Source organism: Fluviibacterium sp. S390 (genome assembly GCF_049800695.1).
Taxonomy (GTDB): Bacteria; Pseudomonadota; Alphaproteobacteria; order Rhodobacterales; family Rhodobacteraceae; genus Meridianimarinicoccus.
In genome coordinates this window covers 43,396-60,345 of sequence record NZ_JBNAFN010000010.1, presented here as the reverse complement: position 1 = coordinate 60,345, position 16,950 = coordinate 43,396, and the positions used below count along the sequence as shown (strand labels likewise).

13 protein-coding genes are annotated in these 16,950 nt (G+C 64.9%); 10 read left to right on the top strand and 3 right to left on the bottom strand.

Annotated elements, in window-relative coordinates; all coding sequences use genetic code 11:
- Positions 1-58: 58 nt before the first annotated feature.
- The 10 genes from ACP15K_RS09995 (at position 59) to ACP15K_RS09950 (ending at position 13,225) form a co-directional block, all read left to right on the top strand.
- Entirely contained in the window at positions 59-1,285 is a 1,227-nt protein-coding gene (locus ACP15K_RS09995; protein ID WP_226926053.1) for an ABC transporter substrate-binding protein, read from the top strand.
- A gap of 122 nt (positions 1,286-1,407) precedes the next feature.
- Positions 1,408-2,304, top strand: coding sequence for a carbohydrate ABC transporter permease (locus ACP15K_RS09990; RefSeq protein WP_193142981.1), 897 nt, complete (start codon positions 1,408-1,410; stop codon positions 2,302-2,304).
- Positions 2,304-3,185 carry a carbohydrate ABC transporter permease gene (locus ACP15K_RS09985; RefSeq protein WP_193142980.1) on the top strand — a complete coding sequence of 294 codons (882 nt, stop codon included), beginning with the start codon at positions 2,304-2,306 and terminating at the stop codon, positions 3,183-3,185. Before ACP15K_RS09990 ends, ACP15K_RS09985 begins: the two co-directional genes overlap by 1 nt.
- 4 nt (positions 3,186-3,189) lie before the next feature.
- Complete coding sequence (locus tag ACP15K_RS09980; RefSeq protein ID WP_193142979.1) at positions 3,190-4,302, top strand: ABC transporter ATP-binding protein; 1,113 nt, start codon at positions 3,190-3,192, stop codon at positions 4,300-4,302.
- Positions 4,299-5,798 (top strand): FAD-dependent oxidoreductase, encoded by a 1,500-nt coding sequence (locus tag ACP15K_RS09975; RefSeq protein ID WP_424990424.1) that lies wholly within the window; start codon positions 4,299-4,301, stop codon positions 5,796-5,798. Before ACP15K_RS09980 ends, ACP15K_RS09975 begins: the two co-directional genes overlap by 4 nt.
- 51 nt (positions 5,799-5,849) lie before the next feature.
- The gene (locus ACP15K_RS09970; RefSeq protein ID WP_193142977.1) at positions 5,850-7,439 is read left to right on the top strand and encodes a GMC family oxidoreductase; all 1,590 of its coding nucleotides are present in this window, start codon (positions 5,850-5,852) and stop codon (positions 7,437-7,439) included.
- Positions 7,440-8,468, top strand: coding sequence for a LacI family DNA-binding transcriptional regulator (locus ACP15K_RS09965; protein ID WP_424990423.1), 1,029 nt, complete (start codon positions 7,440-7,442; stop codon positions 8,466-8,468).
- Between the two features lie 21 nt (positions 8,469-8,489).
- Positions 8,490-10,586 carry an FAD-binding protein gene (locus tag ACP15K_RS09960; RefSeq protein ID WP_424990422.1) on the top strand — a complete coding sequence of 699 codons (2,097 nt, stop codon included), beginning with the start codon at positions 8,490-8,492 and terminating at the stop codon, positions 10,584-10,586.
- A gap of 194 nt (positions 10,587-10,780) precedes the next feature.
- Positions 10,781-11,785, top strand: coding sequence for a LacI family DNA-binding transcriptional regulator (locus ACP15K_RS09955; protein WP_424990421.1), 1,005 nt, complete (start codon positions 10,781-10,783; stop codon positions 11,783-11,785).
- Between the two features lie 291 nt (positions 11,786-12,076).
- Positions 12,077-13,225, top strand: coding sequence for a CaiB/BaiF CoA transferase family protein (locus tag ACP15K_RS09950; RefSeq protein WP_193142973.1), 1,149 nt, complete (start codon positions 12,077-12,079; stop codon positions 13,223-13,225).
- Between the two features lie 44 nt (positions 13,226-13,269).
- On the opposite strand, the gene ACP15K_RS09945 is transcribed toward ACP15K_RS09950, so the two are convergent.
- The 3 genes from ACP15K_RS09945 to araD all read right to left on the bottom strand — a co-directional run bounded on the left by ACP15K_RS09945 (position 13,270) and on the right by araD (position 16,947).
- On the bottom strand, positions 13,270-14,187 hold the full coding sequence (locus ACP15K_RS09945) for a dihydrodipicolinate synthase family protein (protein ID WP_424990420.1): 918 nt from the start codon (positions 14,185-14,187) through the stop codon (positions 13,270-13,272).
- Between the two features lie 94 nt (positions 14,188-14,281).
- On the bottom strand, positions 14,282-15,205 hold the full coding sequence (locus tag ACP15K_RS09940; RefSeq protein ID WP_424990419.1) for a Gfo/Idh/MocA family protein: 924 nt from the start codon (positions 15,203-15,205) through the stop codon (positions 14,282-14,284).
- Positions 15,205-16,947, bottom strand: a complete 1,743-nt coding sequence (araD, locus tag ACP15K_RS09935; protein WP_424990418.1) for an L-arabinonate dehydratase — start codon at positions 16,945-16,947, stop codon at positions 15,205-15,207. Before araD ends, ACP15K_RS09940 begins: the two co-directional genes overlap by 1 nt.
- Positions 16,948-16,950 lie beyond the last annotated feature (3 nt).

The following is a 16,950-nucleotide window of genomic DNA, read 5'->3' as shown; positions in this document are numbered from 1 at the left end:
GACAACGAACCAACGCAACATGGAGGAGACATCAATGCGTGGATATTTCGGAAAGACGATGACAGTGGCCTGCGCCCTGGCAGCGACCACCAGCATGGTTAAAGCCGAGGACGTGGAAGTTCTGCACTGGTGGACCAGTGGCGGGGAAGCCGCGGCGCTGAACGTTCTGAAGGAAGACCTGGCCGGTCAGGGCATCGGCTGGCTGGACATGCCGGTTGCCGGCGGCGGCGGCGAACAGGCAATGACCGTTCTTCGCGCCCGTGTCACCGCCGGAGACGCGCCCACCGCCGTGCAGGCGCTTGGGTTCGACATTCTCGACTGGGGCGAGCAGGGCTCGCTTGCGGACCTGAACGATGTCGCCGCCCAGGAAGGCTGGGACGCCGTTGTTCCCGAGGCGCTGCAGTTCTTTGCCAAGTATGACGGCAAATGGATCGCGGCCCCGGTCAACGTTCATTCGACCAACTGGGTCTGGGCGAACAAGGCGGTGCTCGACGACAACGGAATTGCCGTTCCCGAAACCTGGGATGATTTCGTCGCGGCGGTGGAAACGCTGAAGGCGGCGGGGATCACACCGATCGCCCATGGCGGACAGGCCTGGCAGGATGCGACGATCTTTGACGCTGTCGTCATGTCGACCGGCGGCCCGGATCTCTACAAGGCGGCCTTCATCGACCTGGATCCCGAAGCGCTCGGTTCGGATGCGATGAAGGAATCCTTCGACCGCATGGCCTATATCCGCGCCAACGTCGACGACAACTTCTCGGGTCGTGACTGGAACCTGGCAACGGCGATGGTCATCAATGGCGAAGCCGGTTTCCAGATGATGGGTGACTGGGCCAAGGGCGAATTCCTGAATGCCGGCAAGGTGCCCGGTCAGGACTTCCTGTGCTTCCGGTTCCCCGGAACCGGCGATCAGGTCACCTTCAACGCTGACCAGTTCATGATGTTCGATCAGGGCGGTGTGGTGTCGCCAGAACAGGCGGCCCTTGCCACGGCGATCCTGTCGCCGACGTTCCAATCGGCCTTCAACGTGGTCAAGGGCTCGGTCCCGGCGCGCACCGACGTGTCTGACGAGGCCTTCGACGACTGCGGCAAGCAGGGGATGAAGGACCTGGCCGCGGCCGCGTCGTCGGGCAATCTGTTCGGGTCGATGGCCCACGGCCATGCCAACCCGGCGGCTGTCAAGAACGCCATCTATGATGTCGTGACGGCGCATTTCAACGGCGAATACGACTCGGCCACCGCGACCGAGGAACTGGTGAACGCTGTCGAAGGCGCGCAGTAAGGCGCAGGTCTCCGGGGCGTGGTCCTGCACCGCGCCCCGGAATTGCCGGGCCTTTCACCGGCCGGGTCCGATCCAACCAGAACAATCGCATTTCCGCGCGCCCGTGCGGGACAGGAGGCGTAATGGCGCATCAATCCGCCGAGGTCGATTTCCGGACACGGCTGCAGAACTGGATCCCAAAGCTGGTTCTGTCGCCGTCACTGGCCGCCGTGCTGGTGTTCGTCTACGGGTTCATCCTGTTCACCCTGTATCTCAGCTTCACCAACTCCAAGATGCTGCCCAGCTATGACTGGGTGGGCTTCGAGAATTATCGCAAGCTGTGGGGGCTGAGCCATTGGTGGACCGCGATCACCAATCTCGCCATCTTCGCGACCCTCTACATCGTCATCTGCACCGCCATCGGCCTGACGCTGGCCATCCTGCTGGATCAGAAGATCCGCGGCGAGGGCATGTTGCGGCCGATCTACCTGTATCCCATGGCGCTGAGTTTCATCGTCACCGGCACCGCGTGGAAATGGTTTCTGGATCCCGGCATCGGGCTGGAAAACACCATGCACCTGTGGGGCTGGGAAAGTTTCGAATTCGGCTGGATCAAGGATCGCAACATGGCGATCTACACCATCGTCATCGCCGCCGTCTGGCAGACCAGCGGCTTCGTCATGGCGATGTTTCTGGCCGGCCTGCGCGGCATCGACAACGAGATCCTGAAAGCCGCCCAGATCGACGGTGCGTCGAACTGGAACCTGTATCGGCGCATTGTGATCCCGCTGCTGAGACCGGCCTTCCTGTCGGCCTTCGTGATCCTCAGCCATCTGGCGATCAAATCCTATGACCTTGTCATCGCCCTGACCGGCGGCGGACCGGGCCGGGCCACCGAACTGCCCGCGACCTTCATGTATTCCTACACCTTCTCGCGAAACCTGATGGGGGTGGGTGCCTCCAGCGCCGTGATCATGCTGATGACCATCGCCGCGATCATGACGCCCTATCTTTACGCCGAATTGCGGGAGAAACCCTGATGTCCGCCGCCACACAGGAAACCGCCATCCGCACCGGACGCATTGCCCGCACCTTCATCTACGTGGTTCTGCTGGTCTTTGCCCTGTTCTACCTGCTGCCGTTCTTCGTGATGCTGGTGAACTCGGTCAAACCGCTGAGCGAGATCACCGAAGGCAACATGATGGCCCTGCCGAAGGAACTGACCTTCGCGCCCTGGGCGTCGGCCTGGTCCACGGCGCAGATCGGCGTCGAGCCGACGGGTCTGCGTCCATACTTCCTGAACTCGCTGTTCATGGTGGTGCCGGCGGTGCTGATCTGCACGGCACTTGGCGCGCTGAACGGCTATGTGCTGACCAAATGGCGGTTCCGGGGTGACACGCTGCTGTTCGGCCTGATGCTGTTTTCCTGCTTCATCCCGTTCCAGATCGTGCTGATCCCGATGGCGCGGATGCTGGGGATCATGGGGCTGGCCGGATCCACTGCCGGGCTGGTGCTGGTGCACGTGGTCTATGGCATCGGGTTCTCGACCCTGTACTTCCGCAACTACTATTCCGCCTTCCCGACCGAACTGGTGCGCGCGGCGATGATCGACGGCGCCGGGTTCTTCCAGATCTTCTGGCGGATCATGGTGCCGGTGTCCGGGCCCATCACGGTGGTCTGCGTCATCTGGCTGTTCACCAACATCTGGAACGACTTCCTGTTCGGAGCCTCGTTCGCCTCGGGATCGAAAGCGCCGATGACGGTGGCTTTGAACAACCTCGTGCAATCCTCCACCGGGGTAAAGGAATACAACGTGCATTTCGCCGGAGCGATCCTCGCGGCACTTCCCACGCTTCTCGTCTACATCGTCGCTGGCCGCTATTTCGTGCGCGGCCTGATGGCGGGTTCGGTCAAAGGATAACCCGATGGGCTTTCTCGATATCTCCAATGTTACCAAGTCCTACGGCAACACCGAGGTTCTGCACCATGTGGACATTTCGGTTGAAGAGGGCGAATTCCTTGTGCTGGTCGGTCCGTCGGGCTGTGGCAAGTCCACGCTTCTGAACATGATCGCCGGGCTGGAAAGCATCACCTCGGGCGATGTGTCGATCAAGGGGCGGGTGGTCAACGGCGTGCATCCGTCCAAGCGCAACATCGCCATGGTGTTCCAGAGCTACGCACTCTACCCCAACATGACCGTGGGCCAGAACATGACCTTCGGGCTGGAAATGCACGGTGTCCCCAAGCCCGAGCGTGACAAGGCGCTGGCGGATGTCGCGGCGCTGTTGCAGATCACGCCGCTGCTGGATCGCAAGCCGGGGCAGCTTTCGGGCGGTCAGCGGCAGCGGGTGGCGATGGGACGGGCACTGGTGCGCAATCCGGATGTGTTCCTGTTTGACGAACCCTTGTCGAACCTGGATGCCAAGCTGCGTGTCGACATGCGCACCGAGATCAAGAAACTGCACGAAAAGCTGAAGACCACCATCGTCTATGTGACCCACGACCAGATCGAGGCGATGACCCTCTCGACCCGGATCGCGGTGATGTACAACGGTTATGTGCAACAGCTTGGCACCCCGAAAGAGATTTACGACACCCCGACCAACCTGTTTGTGGCGGGCTTCATGGGCAGCCCGTCGATGAACCTGTTGCCGGTCGAGGTTGCCATGATCGACGGCGCGCCGCACGCGGTGACCACCGATGCCGACGGCGCACCGCTGCACCTGCGGCTGCATCAGCAGAACCTGTCCGAATGGGCCGGGCGCAAGATCATCCTTGGCATCCGGCCCGAAGCAATCACCGATCCCGAGGGCGCGGATCGGGCATCCTCGTGCATCATCCCGATGACCAACCGGGTCAGCGTCACCGAGCCCGCGGGCTCGGACACCTTCGCGACCATGACGCTGGCGGGGCAGGATTCCATCGCGCGGATGCGGGCGGATGCTTCTGTCGGGCCGGGCGAGATGTTCGAATTTGCCATCAACATGGAAAAGGCCGTGGCCTTCGATCCCGAAACCGAGCGTCGCATCGTGCCATGACCGCGCCCGAGGTGATCGTCATCGGATCCGGAATGGGCGGGGCCTCGCTGGCGGCCTCCCTTGCGCCATCCGGGCGCCGGATCCTGATTCTGGAGCGCGGCGAACATCTGCGCCCCTGCGCCGAGGATCGGGATGCCGGCGTGATCTTCGGGACAGATCACTTCCGGTCCGGCGAGGGCTGGCAGGACGCGCTTGGGCGCGACTTTTGCCCCGGCAACTACTACATGGTCGGCGGCAATTCGAAGTTCTTCGGCGGCGCCATGTATCGCTTTCGCACGCAGGACTTTGCGCCGCTGACGCATCTTGGCGGCACCACGCCGGGCTGGCCCATCGGCTATGACACGCTGGTGCCCTATTATGATCAGGCCGAGGCGCTGTTCCAGGTGCGCGGGGCCGCCGGTAATGACCCGACCGAGCCGCCGCGCAACCGCCCCTATCCGCATCCCCCCGTACCGGACGAGCCGGTGATCGCCGACCTGCGCCGCCGCCTGACGGCGCTGGGGCTGCATCCTTCGGCGATCCCGTTGGCGGTGGATATCGACCGCTGGCTGGCCGGCGGGCAAACGCCCTGGGACGGGTTTCCCGAAACCCGTGGCGGCAAGATGGATGCCGAGACCGCGGCCCTTGCCAGGGCCTTGTCCCACGACAATGTCACCCTGCGCACCGGGTGCCGTGTGCAGCGGCTGCTGGCTGGCGCTGGCGGGGGGATCATCGGCATCGAGGTCGATACCCCCGAGGGCGGCGAGACCCTGACCGCCCCGGTCATCGTGCTGGCAGCGGGCGCGGTGCAAAGCGCGGCCCTGTTGCTGCGATCGGCGGATGCGGACCATCCGGCGGGGCTGGCCAACCGCTCCGACCAGGTGGGGCGCAACTTCATGAACCACAACTGCTCGGCGGTGCTGGCCCTGCATCCGCTGCGCAAGAACCCGTCTGTCTATCAAAAAACACTGGCGCTGAACGATTTCTACCTGACCGGCGGCGCGGGCGGCACCCCGCTGGGCAATGTGCAACTGCTGGGCAAGATCTCGGGCCGGATCCTGACGGCCACCACCAGCTTGCCGCGTCCGCTGGCCCATTGGATCGCGGCCCGGTCCGTCGATTTCTACGCCATGTCCGAAGACCTGCCAAATCCGGACAGCCGGGTTACCCTGCGCGATGGGCAGGTGGTGCTGGACTGGAAACGGTCGAATTGGCCCGCGCATGAGGCGCTGGTGGCGCGGCTGAAAACCCTCCTGCGCAAGGCCGGGTTTCCCGTCATCCTGTCGCGCGCCTTTGATCGGCGCACGCCGTCGCATCAATGCGGCACCGCGCGGATGGGGGCGGATCCGCGTGCCAGCGTGGTCGATCCTTTCGGGCGCAGCCACGATCATCCCAACCTGTTCATTGCCGATGCCTCGGTGCTGCCGACTTCGGCCGCTGTCAACCCGGCGCTGACCATCTCGGCACTGGCCATGCGCACCGCAGATCACATCCGGGACACCGACCTTGCGATATAGGGCGGCCCCCGTGGTCAGACATTCGATCCTTCATGGTCCGGGAGAACGGCTATGACGACAGTTCATGATTTCATCATCGTCGGCGGCGGCTCGGCCGGTTCGGTTCTGGCGGCGCGGCTAAGCGAGAATGCCGGAACCTCGGTGCTGTTGCTGGAGGCCGGTGGCGGCGACCGGCATCCGTTGTATCACCTGCCCGCAGGCTTTGCGAAGATGACCAAGGGCATCGGGTCCTGGGGCTGGAAGACGGTGCCGCAGACGCACATGAAGGGCATGGTCATCCCGTACACACAAGCCAAGGTGCTGGGCGGCGGCTCCACCATCAACGCGCAAATCTACACCCGTGGCAACGCGCTGGACTATGACGAATGGCGGCAGATGGGCTGCGATGGCTGGGGTTATGACGATGTGCTGCCCTATTTCCGCCGGTCCGAGGACAACGATACCTACGACGACCGCTTTCACGGCACCGGCGGGCCTCTGGGGGTCAGCCAGCCAGCGGCGCCGCTGCCCATCTGCGAGGCTTATTTCGAGGCTGCCGCCAGCCTTGGCATTCCGCGCAATTACGACATGACTGGTGAAGCCCAGGACGGCGTCGGCTATTACCAGCTGACCCAGCGCAACACCCGGCGCTGTTCGGCCTCCATGGGGTTTCTGACCCCGGCGGTGCGCAAGCGTCCGAACCTGACCATCCGCACCGGCGCCCAGGTTTCGCGCATCGTGGTCGAGGGTGGGCGCGCCATCGGGGTCGAGATCGCGGGCGAAGGCGTGCTGCGCGCCGGGGCCGAGGTGATCCTGTCGTCCGGCGCCATCGGCAGCCCGCGCCTGCTGATGCTGTCGGGGATCGGTCCCGCCGATCATCTGACCGGTCTTGGTCTGCCGGTGGTGTTCGACCAGCCCGAGGTGGGGTCCAACCTGCAAGACCATATTGACCTGTTCGTGATCGCCGAATGCACCGGGCCGCACACCTATGACCGCTATGCCAAGCCGCAATGGTCGGTGCTGGCCGGGCTGCAATACTTGTTGACGCGCAAGGGGCCGGTGGCCTCCAGCCTGTTCGAGACCGGCGGCTTCTGGTATGCCGAACCCGACGCGCGCTCGCCCGACATCCAGTTCCACCTTGGCCTTGGCTCGGGGATCGAGGCCGGGGTGGCGGCCATGCCAGAAGGCGGGGTGACGCTGAACTCGGCCTACCTGCGGCCACGGTCGCGGGGCACCGTGCGGCTGGCTTCGGCCGATCCGATGGCCGCGCCGCTGATCGACCCGAACTATTGGCAGGATCCGCACGACCGCGAGATGTCGATACGGGGTCTGAAGCTGGCGCAGAAGATCCTGCGGCAGGACGCGCTGAAGCCCTTCGTCAAGGCCGAACGGCTGCCGGGCCCCGAGGTGCGCAGCGATCAGGACTATTTCGACTTCGCCTGCGCCCATTCCAAGACCGACCACCATCCGGCGGGCACCTGTCGCATGGGGCCGGATGCGGCAGCGGTGCTGGATACAAGCCTGCGGTTCCGGGGGATCGACGGGCTGCGGGTCGCCGATGCCTCGGTGATGCCGCGGCTGGTATCGTCGAACACCAATGCGCCGACCATCATGATCGCCGAGAAGGCCGCCGACCTGATCCGGGAGGCGCATGGGATCTGAATGAGCCGCAGACCGACCATCGTCGATGTCGCCCGCGCCGCCGGGGTTTCGAAATCCACCGTCAGCCTTGTCCTGCAGAATTCGCCGCTGGTCAAAGCCGACACGCGGGATCAGGTGCGCAAGGCGATGGTCGATCTGGGCTATGTCTACAACCGTGCTGCGGCCAAGCTGCGCCGCTCCAACGCGGGGCTGATCGGGCTGGTCATCAATGATCTGCGCAACCCGTTCTTCTCGGAATTCGCAACGGCGGTGCAGATGGCCCTGTCGGCGCGCGGCTATGTCACCGTGGTGGCCAACACCGACGACGATCCGGCGCTGCAGGCGCAGGTGGTCTCGGCCATGATCGAACACGGGGTGTCGGCGCTGGTCATCTGTCCGGCCTACGGCGGGCAGCAGGATACCTTTGACGCGATCCGCCGGTCCGGTCTGCCCTGCCTGCAGGTACTGCGCCGGGTGGCACCGCCCGGATCGGGCATCCCGCTGTGTGCCCCGGATTTTCGCGGCGGGACATGGTCGGCGGTGGATCATCTGGTCGGGCAGGGCGCGCGCCGCATCGCCTTTCTGGGCGGGATCGAGGGCCGCCCCATTACCGAGGAACGCCTGTCGTGCTATCTGGAACGGCTTGAGATCGCGGGGATGGAGCCGCTGTTCCTGCCCGGTCGCGCCAGCAGGAAGTTTGGCCATGACATCGCCTGTACGCTGGCCAAGACCCATGGCGATGTGGATGCCGTGATGTGCTTCAACGATCTGATCGGCCTTGGGGTGCTGAGTGGCTGTGCACAGGCGGGCCGGCAGGTCGGGCGTGACCTGCTGGTGGTAGGCTTCGACGACATCGACGAATGCGCCCACGCCTTTCCCGGCCTGTCCTCGGTGAGAACCTTCATCTCGGATTTCGGGGCGGGTATTGCCGGTTCGGTTCTGGCGTGGCTGGAAAAGGACCAGAAGCCCGAGCCCGAAACCCGCACGCCGGTGGACCTGATCGTGCGCGCCTCAAGCCGGATGGCAGGGTGCCGCCCTCTGCAAGACTGAAACAGGAACGGAACCGCTGCTGTGACGACCGACATTTCCCAAAGCATCCTGGACGCGCTGACCGATGTGGACATGCCCCGGTTGGTGCCAGAACCGCCCTTTCCCGCGATCACCAACGTGGACGGTCAGCGGCTGCCGACCTATCGCTGTGGTTGTGTCGTGCTGGGCAGCGGCGCTGCGGGCCTGCGCGCGGCGGTCGAACTGAAGCGGCGCGGCGGCGATGTGGTGGTGGTCAGCCAAAGCGCCTGGGGCGGCACCTCGGCCTGCTCGGGGTCGGACAAGCAGACTCTGCACACGGCCAACACCTCGGACCGGGGCGACAACTACACGTCGATGGCGCGGGCAATCCGGGCGGGCGGCGCGATGGACGAGGACACCGCCTATATCGAGGCCGTGGGTTCGGGCCGGGCCATGGCGTCGTTGCAATATCTCGGGTTGCCGCTGCCGCAGGATGAACTGGGCGGCACCCTGCGCTATCAGACCGACCATGACGAGGTCGGCCGCGCCACCAGTTGCGGGCCGCGCACCTCTCGTCTGATGGTGCGGGTGCTGGCCGAAGAGGCGCTGCGCCTTGGTATTCCGATCTTCAACCAGACCACCGGATTGCGGCTTCTGACCGACGGCACTGGCGACAACCGGCGGGTGGCCGGGCTGCTGGCCATCCGTAGCAGGGACCGCAGCGCCGACAACCCCCTTGGGGTCTGCGTGTTCCAATGCCCGGTGATTGTGCTGGCCGCAGGCGGCCCCGGCGAGTTGTACCGCGACAGCGTTTTTCCCAACGGCTGCTTCGGTTCGCTGGGCATGGCGCTGGAGGCCGGCATCGAAGTGACAAACATCACCGAGGCGCAATTCGGGATCAGCACCCGGCGCGAGGGGTTTCCGTGGAACCTGTCGGGCACCTATGTGCAGGTGATCCCGCACATCTATTCGGTTGATGGCAGCGGTGCCGAGCGGCATTTCCTTGGCGACTACTATCGCACCACGCGGGAGATGGCCTCGAACATCTTCCGCAAGGGCTATCAATGGCCGTTCCACGCCACACGGATGCTGGACTTTGCCTCCAGCCTTGTCGATCTGGCGATCTTCCGTGAAACCCAGTCCGGGCGGCGGGTGTTCATGGATTTCAACCGTAACCCGCTGCCGGTGCCGGGGGATCGGCCGTTCAGCCTTGCGCGGCTGGATCCGGACGTCAGCACCTACCTGCGCAACGCCGGTGCCGTGCAGGCGTTGCCGATCGACCGGTTGCGCCACATGAACCCGCTCGCGATCGAATTGTACCGCCGCTACAAGGTGGATATCGCCGCCGACCCGCTGGAGTTCTCGGTCAACAACCAGCACATGAACGGCGGCGTGAAAGTGGATATCTGGGGCCAAAGCAGCCTGGCGGGGGTCTATGCGGTGGGCGAAGCCGCAGGCACCCATGGGGTCACCCGCCCCGGTGGGTCGGCCCTGAACGCGGGCCAGGTGTTCGGCACACGGGCGGCAGAGCACATTGCCGCCAGCGGCACCGCCGACACCGCGCCCAAGGGCGATCTGTCGGGTCTGGTGGCCGACGCCGTGACTGCCGTGACCGGTCTTCTGAACCGGGACAGTCCCCTGACCCATGCTGACGTGCGCGAGACCGTGCAGGCCCGGATGAGCGACAATGTCGGCATCATCTGCACCCCCGAAACGGTGGCCGCCGCCCGCACCGACGCCGCCCGTCTGAACGCCGACATTCGGGCGCAGGGGATGTCCTTCAATCGCCCCGCCGAGGTGGGGCGCGTGGTCCAATGGCAGCAGATGGCGCTGGTCTCCGAAGCCGTCATCACGGCGCTGGATCACTACATTGAAGGGGGCGGTGGCAGTCGCGGCGCGCGGGCGATCTGCGAAACCGGGGGCGAGGCGTTGCCCATGGCGCGCTCCGGTCCGCTGGAGGGCTTCCGCTTCCGCACCGAGAAGCCCGCGCATCAGGCCGAGCAGATCGTGGTGCGCTGGACAGGCGAGGGGTTTGACCTGAGCACCCGACCGAACCGCACCTTCGACGAGACCGCGAAGGCGTTTTTCGAACGTGACTGGCCCGACTGGCTGACTGGCGGCATCTACACGGCCCGCACCCAGACACCTGCGAAGGGTTGAGGCAGGAGTCCGGACCCGCCGGAACGGTGCCTTTCCGGCGCGGCCCTTGCGCACCTGATCAGGCCAAGGTCAGGCACCTTGTGATGGGGGCATAAAACGTTTAATTTATTTTGGGTCCCGGGGCGCTGACTGAAGATCGACCGCTCTGGTTGTGAAGCACGGGGCGACGCCTTGCGAATTGCAGGAGACTTCAGGTGCAGAAGAAGCGCGTGAGCATCAAGGAAGTTGCCGAACACGCCGGGGTCTCGGCGGCCACGGTGTCGCTGGTGCTTAATGACAAGGGCAGCATCTCGGACAAGACCCGCAAACATGTGCGCAATTCGGCCCGTGAACTGGGGTTCATCCTGAACAAATCCGCCTCGCGGTTGCGGTCCGGCCAGTCGCTGCTGATCGGGCTTGTGGTCAATGACATCTCCAACCCGTTCTTTGCGGAACTGTCCGCCAATGTGGAAACCGAAGCCGCCAGCGCGGGCTATCTTTCGGTCATTGCCAACACGCAGGACGATCGGGACACCCAGAGATCAGTGATTGAAACCATGATCGGGCAGGGGGTTGCCGGCTTGATCATTTCTTCGGCCACCGGCTCGCAGGAGGCGGATTTCGACGTGATCCGCGAAAACGGCATTCCCTTCGTGCTGTGCGTACGGGATTTTCCCGGCTATGCGGCTGATTTCATAGGGTTTGACAACTTCCAGGCCGGGGTGATGGCCGGCGAGCATATCCTGGATCGTGGGTGTCGGCGCATCGCCTTTATGGGCGGCCTTGCGGGCAACACCAACCGGATCCGCCGATGCGAGGGCGTCAAATACGCCATGCAGCGTCGCGATCCCGATCTGACGCTGGTGCGCGATCTTTCCGGCCCGGCCACCCGGCAGTTCGGGCAGGACGCGGCATTGGACTTGCTGGCGCAAGACCCCGACACATCGGCCATCGTGTGTTTCAACGACTATGTCGCCATCGGTGCCTATGCCGCGCTGTACAAGATGGACCGCAAGGTTGGACGGGGCGTGGCGGTCATCGGGTTTGACAACCTGCCCGAATCCGCCGCCTGGAATCCGCCGCTGACCACCGTGGAGTTGTTCCCCCGTGCCATCGGCAGTCGCGCGGCCGAAGCGTTGATCGAAAGGATCCGGAACAACCAGGGCCCGCCGGAACGGATCTACCTCGCGCCGAAGCTGATAGTGCGGGAGTCCGCATGACCAATCCCGCAGACCGACTTGACAAGATGCGTGAAGGCAAGATTAAACGATTAACTGAATGGGCCGGAGAGTGGCCATCGGGCGAGGCGGGCGTTCCGCCCATGCGGTCCAGCGACGGACAACCTGTTGCGCCCGCGGGTGTGACCGAAACAGCGGGGGAGGCTATGATGATGAAGACAACACGTCGTGCGGTTGCGCGGTGCGTCGCTGCCCGTGATCTGCCCGCAAGACCCCATGCACCGTCCCGGCAATCTGCCGGGACCAAGCCATGCACAACACAGGACATCTGCCATGTATGATTTGCTCAAGGATATCCGGATCGTGGATTTCACCCATGTCTGGCAAGGGCCGGTCGCGACCTTGTTGCTGGCGGATTTCGGCGCCGATGTGATCAAGATCGAACGCCCCGGACGGGGGGACTGGTCGCGAGCCTGGGGGCCGTTCGCGGGGGACGTGAGCCTGCCGTTTGCCGGTCTGAACCGCAACAAGCGCTCGATCGTGCTGGATCTGAAGGCCGAGGACGGGCAGGCGGCGCTGGACAAGCTGTTGGCGACTGCCGACGTGGTGGTGCACAATTTTCGACCCGGGGTCGACCGCAAGATGGGCATCGATTTCGAAACCCTGCACGCACGCTTTCCCAAGCTGATCCACGCTTCGTCTTCAGGCTGGGGCGAGGCCGGACCGGATGCCGCGCGGGGCCGGGCGGGCCATGCCCAGATGGCAGCGGCAGAGGGTGGGCTGTTTTCGGCTGCCGACGGCGACCGCCTGCCGTCGCCGCCCACGGTGTCGATGGATCATATCGCCGGGCTGTTGCTGTCCAACGCGATCCTCGCGGCATTGGTCAGTCGCGCACGGACCGGTCTGGGGACACAGGTTTTCACCGATCTGCACAGCGCCGCATTGACCGCCCATGTGTGGGACGGGCCGCGCGCGCTGAACCCCTCGGCTGCGGATACCGGCGACGTGAACCTGTCGGTGACCGAGAAAACCCTGCAACACAGCTGGCGCACGGCGGATGGGTTTATCGAGATCTCGCCGGTGTTCACCGACAATCCTGTGCAATTGATCTGCCGGGGGCTTGGTTTGCCGGACCTGACGCAGGATCCGCGCTTTTCCGACCCGATGACGCAGTACGAAAACCGCGCGGCCCTGCGCGACTTGCTGGCCGCGCGGCTGGTGCAGAAGACCACCGCCGAATGGCTGCCGGCGCTGGAAGCGCAAGGCATTCTTTGTGCGCAGGTTCTGAGCCCCGAACAGGCCCTGACCCGCCCCGAAGCGGGCGTGAACGGCATGATCGTCGAGGTGGACCATCCGACCGCAGGCCCCATCCGCCTCGTGGGTTGCCCTGTGCGCACCACCACCGCGCCGCGCGCGTCGATGCCGCCGCCGATGCAGGGCCAGCACACGGAAGAGGTTCTGACGGAACTTGGGTTGAAATAGCCGCGATCACCGAAGGTAGCGTGCGCGGCCCCATCCCGCCTTTCCTATTTGCCCCAGTTCAGCGCAATCAGATCAAGCTCAGCCGCCAGCGACAGCAGCCGTTCCTTGGTGCGGTCGGTCATGGGCTTCAGCGGGTGGCGCACATGGTCGGATTTGATCACGCCGCCGGCCATCATCACCGTCTTGGCGGCGCGCAGCCCGCATTGGCGGTTCTCGTGGTTGATCAGCGGCAGGCAGAGCTTCCACTGCTCCAGCGCGGCATCGGTGTCTCCGGCGCGGTACCCGGTGACGATGGGGCGGATCTTCTCGGGTTGCAGGGCCGAGGTCATGGTGCCGGTGCACCCGGCGTCCAGATCGGCCAGCAGGGTTACGGCTTCTTCGCCATCGAAGGGGCCGAGGATGTGATCCCCGCCGGCTTCGATCAGCGCGGCCAGCTTGTCGGCGGCAAAGGGGGTTTCCATCTTGAAGTAAGACACGTTCGCGATCTCGCGGGCCATGCGCACCAGCAGCGGCACTGACAGGGTCGCGCCCGAGATCGGGGCGTCCTGCACCATGATCGGAATGCTGACCGTATCGGAAGCCGCCTGAAAATGCTCGAAGATCCCGGCCTCGGACGGCACCAGCCCGACACCGTGATAGGGCGCCATCATCATCAGCATCGCTGCGCCCAGGGCTTCGGCCTCACGCGCGCGGGCGGTGACGATTTCCGTGGCGAAATGGCTGACCGTGACGATGACCGGCACCCGGCCCGCCACATGTTCCAGGCTGGCTCGGGTCAGGGCAGCGCGTTCCGCGTCGGACAGCAGGAACTGTTCCGAATAATTGGCAAGGATGCAGATCGCGTCGACGCCCTGGTCGATCATGCAGTCCAGCACGCGGCGCATGCCGTCGATGTCGATGCGGCCGTCGGCGTAGAACGGGGTCGGGGCGACGGGAAGGATGCCGGTCAGGGGTTGGGTCATGGCAATGGTCTCTTGTCAGGGGGGAACGCGGCGCAGCAGGCCGCGCCGGTGTCGGGAAGAAGATCCGGTCAGAAGGATCAGGGGGCGGTGGCCCTCACCATTCGAAGGCCGGGGCCACCACGCGCTGCCCAAGGGTGAAGGCGTCGGCCACGTGACGCATCGGCGCCAGGTCCATGTCGATACCGCCCTGGGCCACCAGATCGGCCATCTGCGCGTAAAGGCGGGGGTATTCGCCCGCCAGCCCGGGCATGGCGTCCTGCACTTGCCCGTCCACGGTCATCTTGCCGCCGCCGTTTTCCAGAAGCAGCGTGCCTTCATCGGTGACGGCTTCGATGTTCCAGACCGGGGTTCCGGGCTCCAGCCAGTCCAGTTCCGCCGACACCTCGGCGCCGTCGGGATGGTGGAAGCGGCAGGTCGCGGCAATCGGGGTATCGCGGTTGGCCGGAAAATGCAGCTGCGCCTCGGTCAGATGGATCGGATCGGGCAGGATCTCGGTCACGATCGACAGGGCGTTGATGCCCGGATCGAAGATGCCCAGCCCACCGGGATCGAACACCCAGTCCTGCCCGGGATGCCAGTGGCGCACGTCCTCTTTCCAGGTCACGGTCAGCTTGCGCAGGGTCTTGTCGGCCAGCCAGGCTTTCGCCGCAGGCACCTTGTCGGCCTGCCGGGAATGCCAGGTGGCGTAAAGCGACACCCGGTGCGCGCGGGCCAGATCCAGCAGCGCATGGCATTCGGACAGGGTCGCGCCGGGCGGCTTTTCCAGCATCACATGACGCCCGGCCCGGATCGCCTGCGCGGCATAGTCATAGCGCGGCACCGGCGGCAGGCACAGCGAGACGACACGGATATCCGGGCGCGCGTCCAGCATCTTGCCGAAATCCGTGAAGGCTTCGACCCCATCGACCGTGCCATGGCGCGAGACGGTGGCGGCCAGTTCCCAATCCGCGCTGCCGGCGATGGCCGGAACATGCTGGTCCACCGCGATCTTTCCAATTCCAACCAGAGCAATCAACATCAATGAGAGTCCTTTCCAACGGGCGCGCCGCGGCAGCCCTTGAGAAAATCAAGATCCGCCCCGGTATCGGCGCCTTCTACATGGGTCTGGTGCAGCCACTCATAGCCGCCCTCTGCGGTGGGGTGTGCAGGGAACCATGTTTCAAGGCGGGCGGTCAATTCAGCGTCGGGGATGTCGAGATGCAGGCGCCGCGCGGCCACGTCCAGCTCGATCATGTCGCCATCGCGCACCACGGCCAGCGGTCCGCCCGCCGCCGCCTCGGGCGAAGTGTGCAGGATCACCGTGCCATAGGCCGTGCCTGACATGCGCGCGTCCGAAATGCGCACCATGTCGGTGATCCCCTTCTTCAGAACCTTGGGCGGCAGGCCCATGTTGCCGACCTCGGCCATACCCGGATAGCCCTTGGGGCCGCAGTTCTTCAGCACCATCACGCAGGTCTCGTCGATGTCCAGCGCGTCATCGTCGATCCGTGCCTTGTAGTCGTCGATGTCCTCGAACACCACGGCCCGGCCACGATGGGTCAGCAGGTGCGGCGAGGCGGCCGAGGGTTTCACCACCGCCCCCTTGGGCGCAAGGTTGCCCTTCAGCACGGCGATGCCGCCCTGCGGGGTCAGGGCCTGATCCAGCGGCAGGATCACATCCTCGTTCCAGTTGGTGACGTCCTTGACCTCGTCCCAGATGGTGTCGCCCGAGACCGTCAGGGCGTCCTTGTGCAACTGGCCGCCTTCGCCCAGACGTTTCAGCACCACTGGCAGACCGCCGGCATAGAAGAACTCTTCCATCAGGTATTTGCCCGAAGGCATCAGGTTCACGATGGTCGCCACGTCGCGGCCGCAGCGGTCCCAGTCGTCAAGGCTCAGGTCGATGCCGACCCGGCCCGCGACGGCCAGCAAATGGATCACCGCATTGGTTGAGCCGCCGATGGCGCCATTGGTGCGGATCGCGTTCTCGAACGCCTTTTTCGTCATGATGTCGGATGGTTTCAGGTCATCCTTGACCATCTGCACGATGCGCCGCCCGGACAGTTGCGCCATGACGCGGCGGCGGCTGTCCACCGCCGGGATCGCAGCATTTCCCGACAGCGCCATGCCAAGCGCCTCGGCCATCGAGGCCATGGTGCTGGCGGTGCCCATGGTGTTGCAGGTACCGGTCGAGCGGCTCATGGATTGCTCGGCCTCCAGGAAATCCTCCTGGGTCATCTCGCCGGCTTTCACCGCTTCCGAGAACTTCCAAAGGTGGGTGCCGGAACCGACCCGTTCCCCCCGGAAATAGCCGTTCAGCATCGGCCCGCCGGTGACCACGATCGACGGCAGGTCGGTCGAGGCCGCGGCCATCAGCAGCGACGGGGTGGTCTTGTCGCACCCCACCAGCAGCACCGCGCCGTCGATGGGCTGGCCGCGCATCTGTTCCTCGATGGAAAGGGCGGCCAGGTTGCGGAACATCATCGCCGTGGGCCGAAAGGTGTTTTCCGAGGCCGAGAATACCGGCACCTCGACCGGGAAGCCCCCGGCCTCCCAGATCCCGGCCTTCACCTTTTCGGCCAGCTCGCGCAGATGGCCGTTGCAGGGGGTCAGATCGGACCAGGTGTTCAGGATGCCGATCACCGGGCGCCCGTCGAACAGATCGTGCGGGTAGCCCTGGTTCTTCATCCAGCCCCGGTGATAGATGGTGTCGCGCGAGGTACCGCCGTACCACGACTGGCTGCGCAGCTTGCGGGGCCATTCGGCCGGTTTGAAGGTCATGGA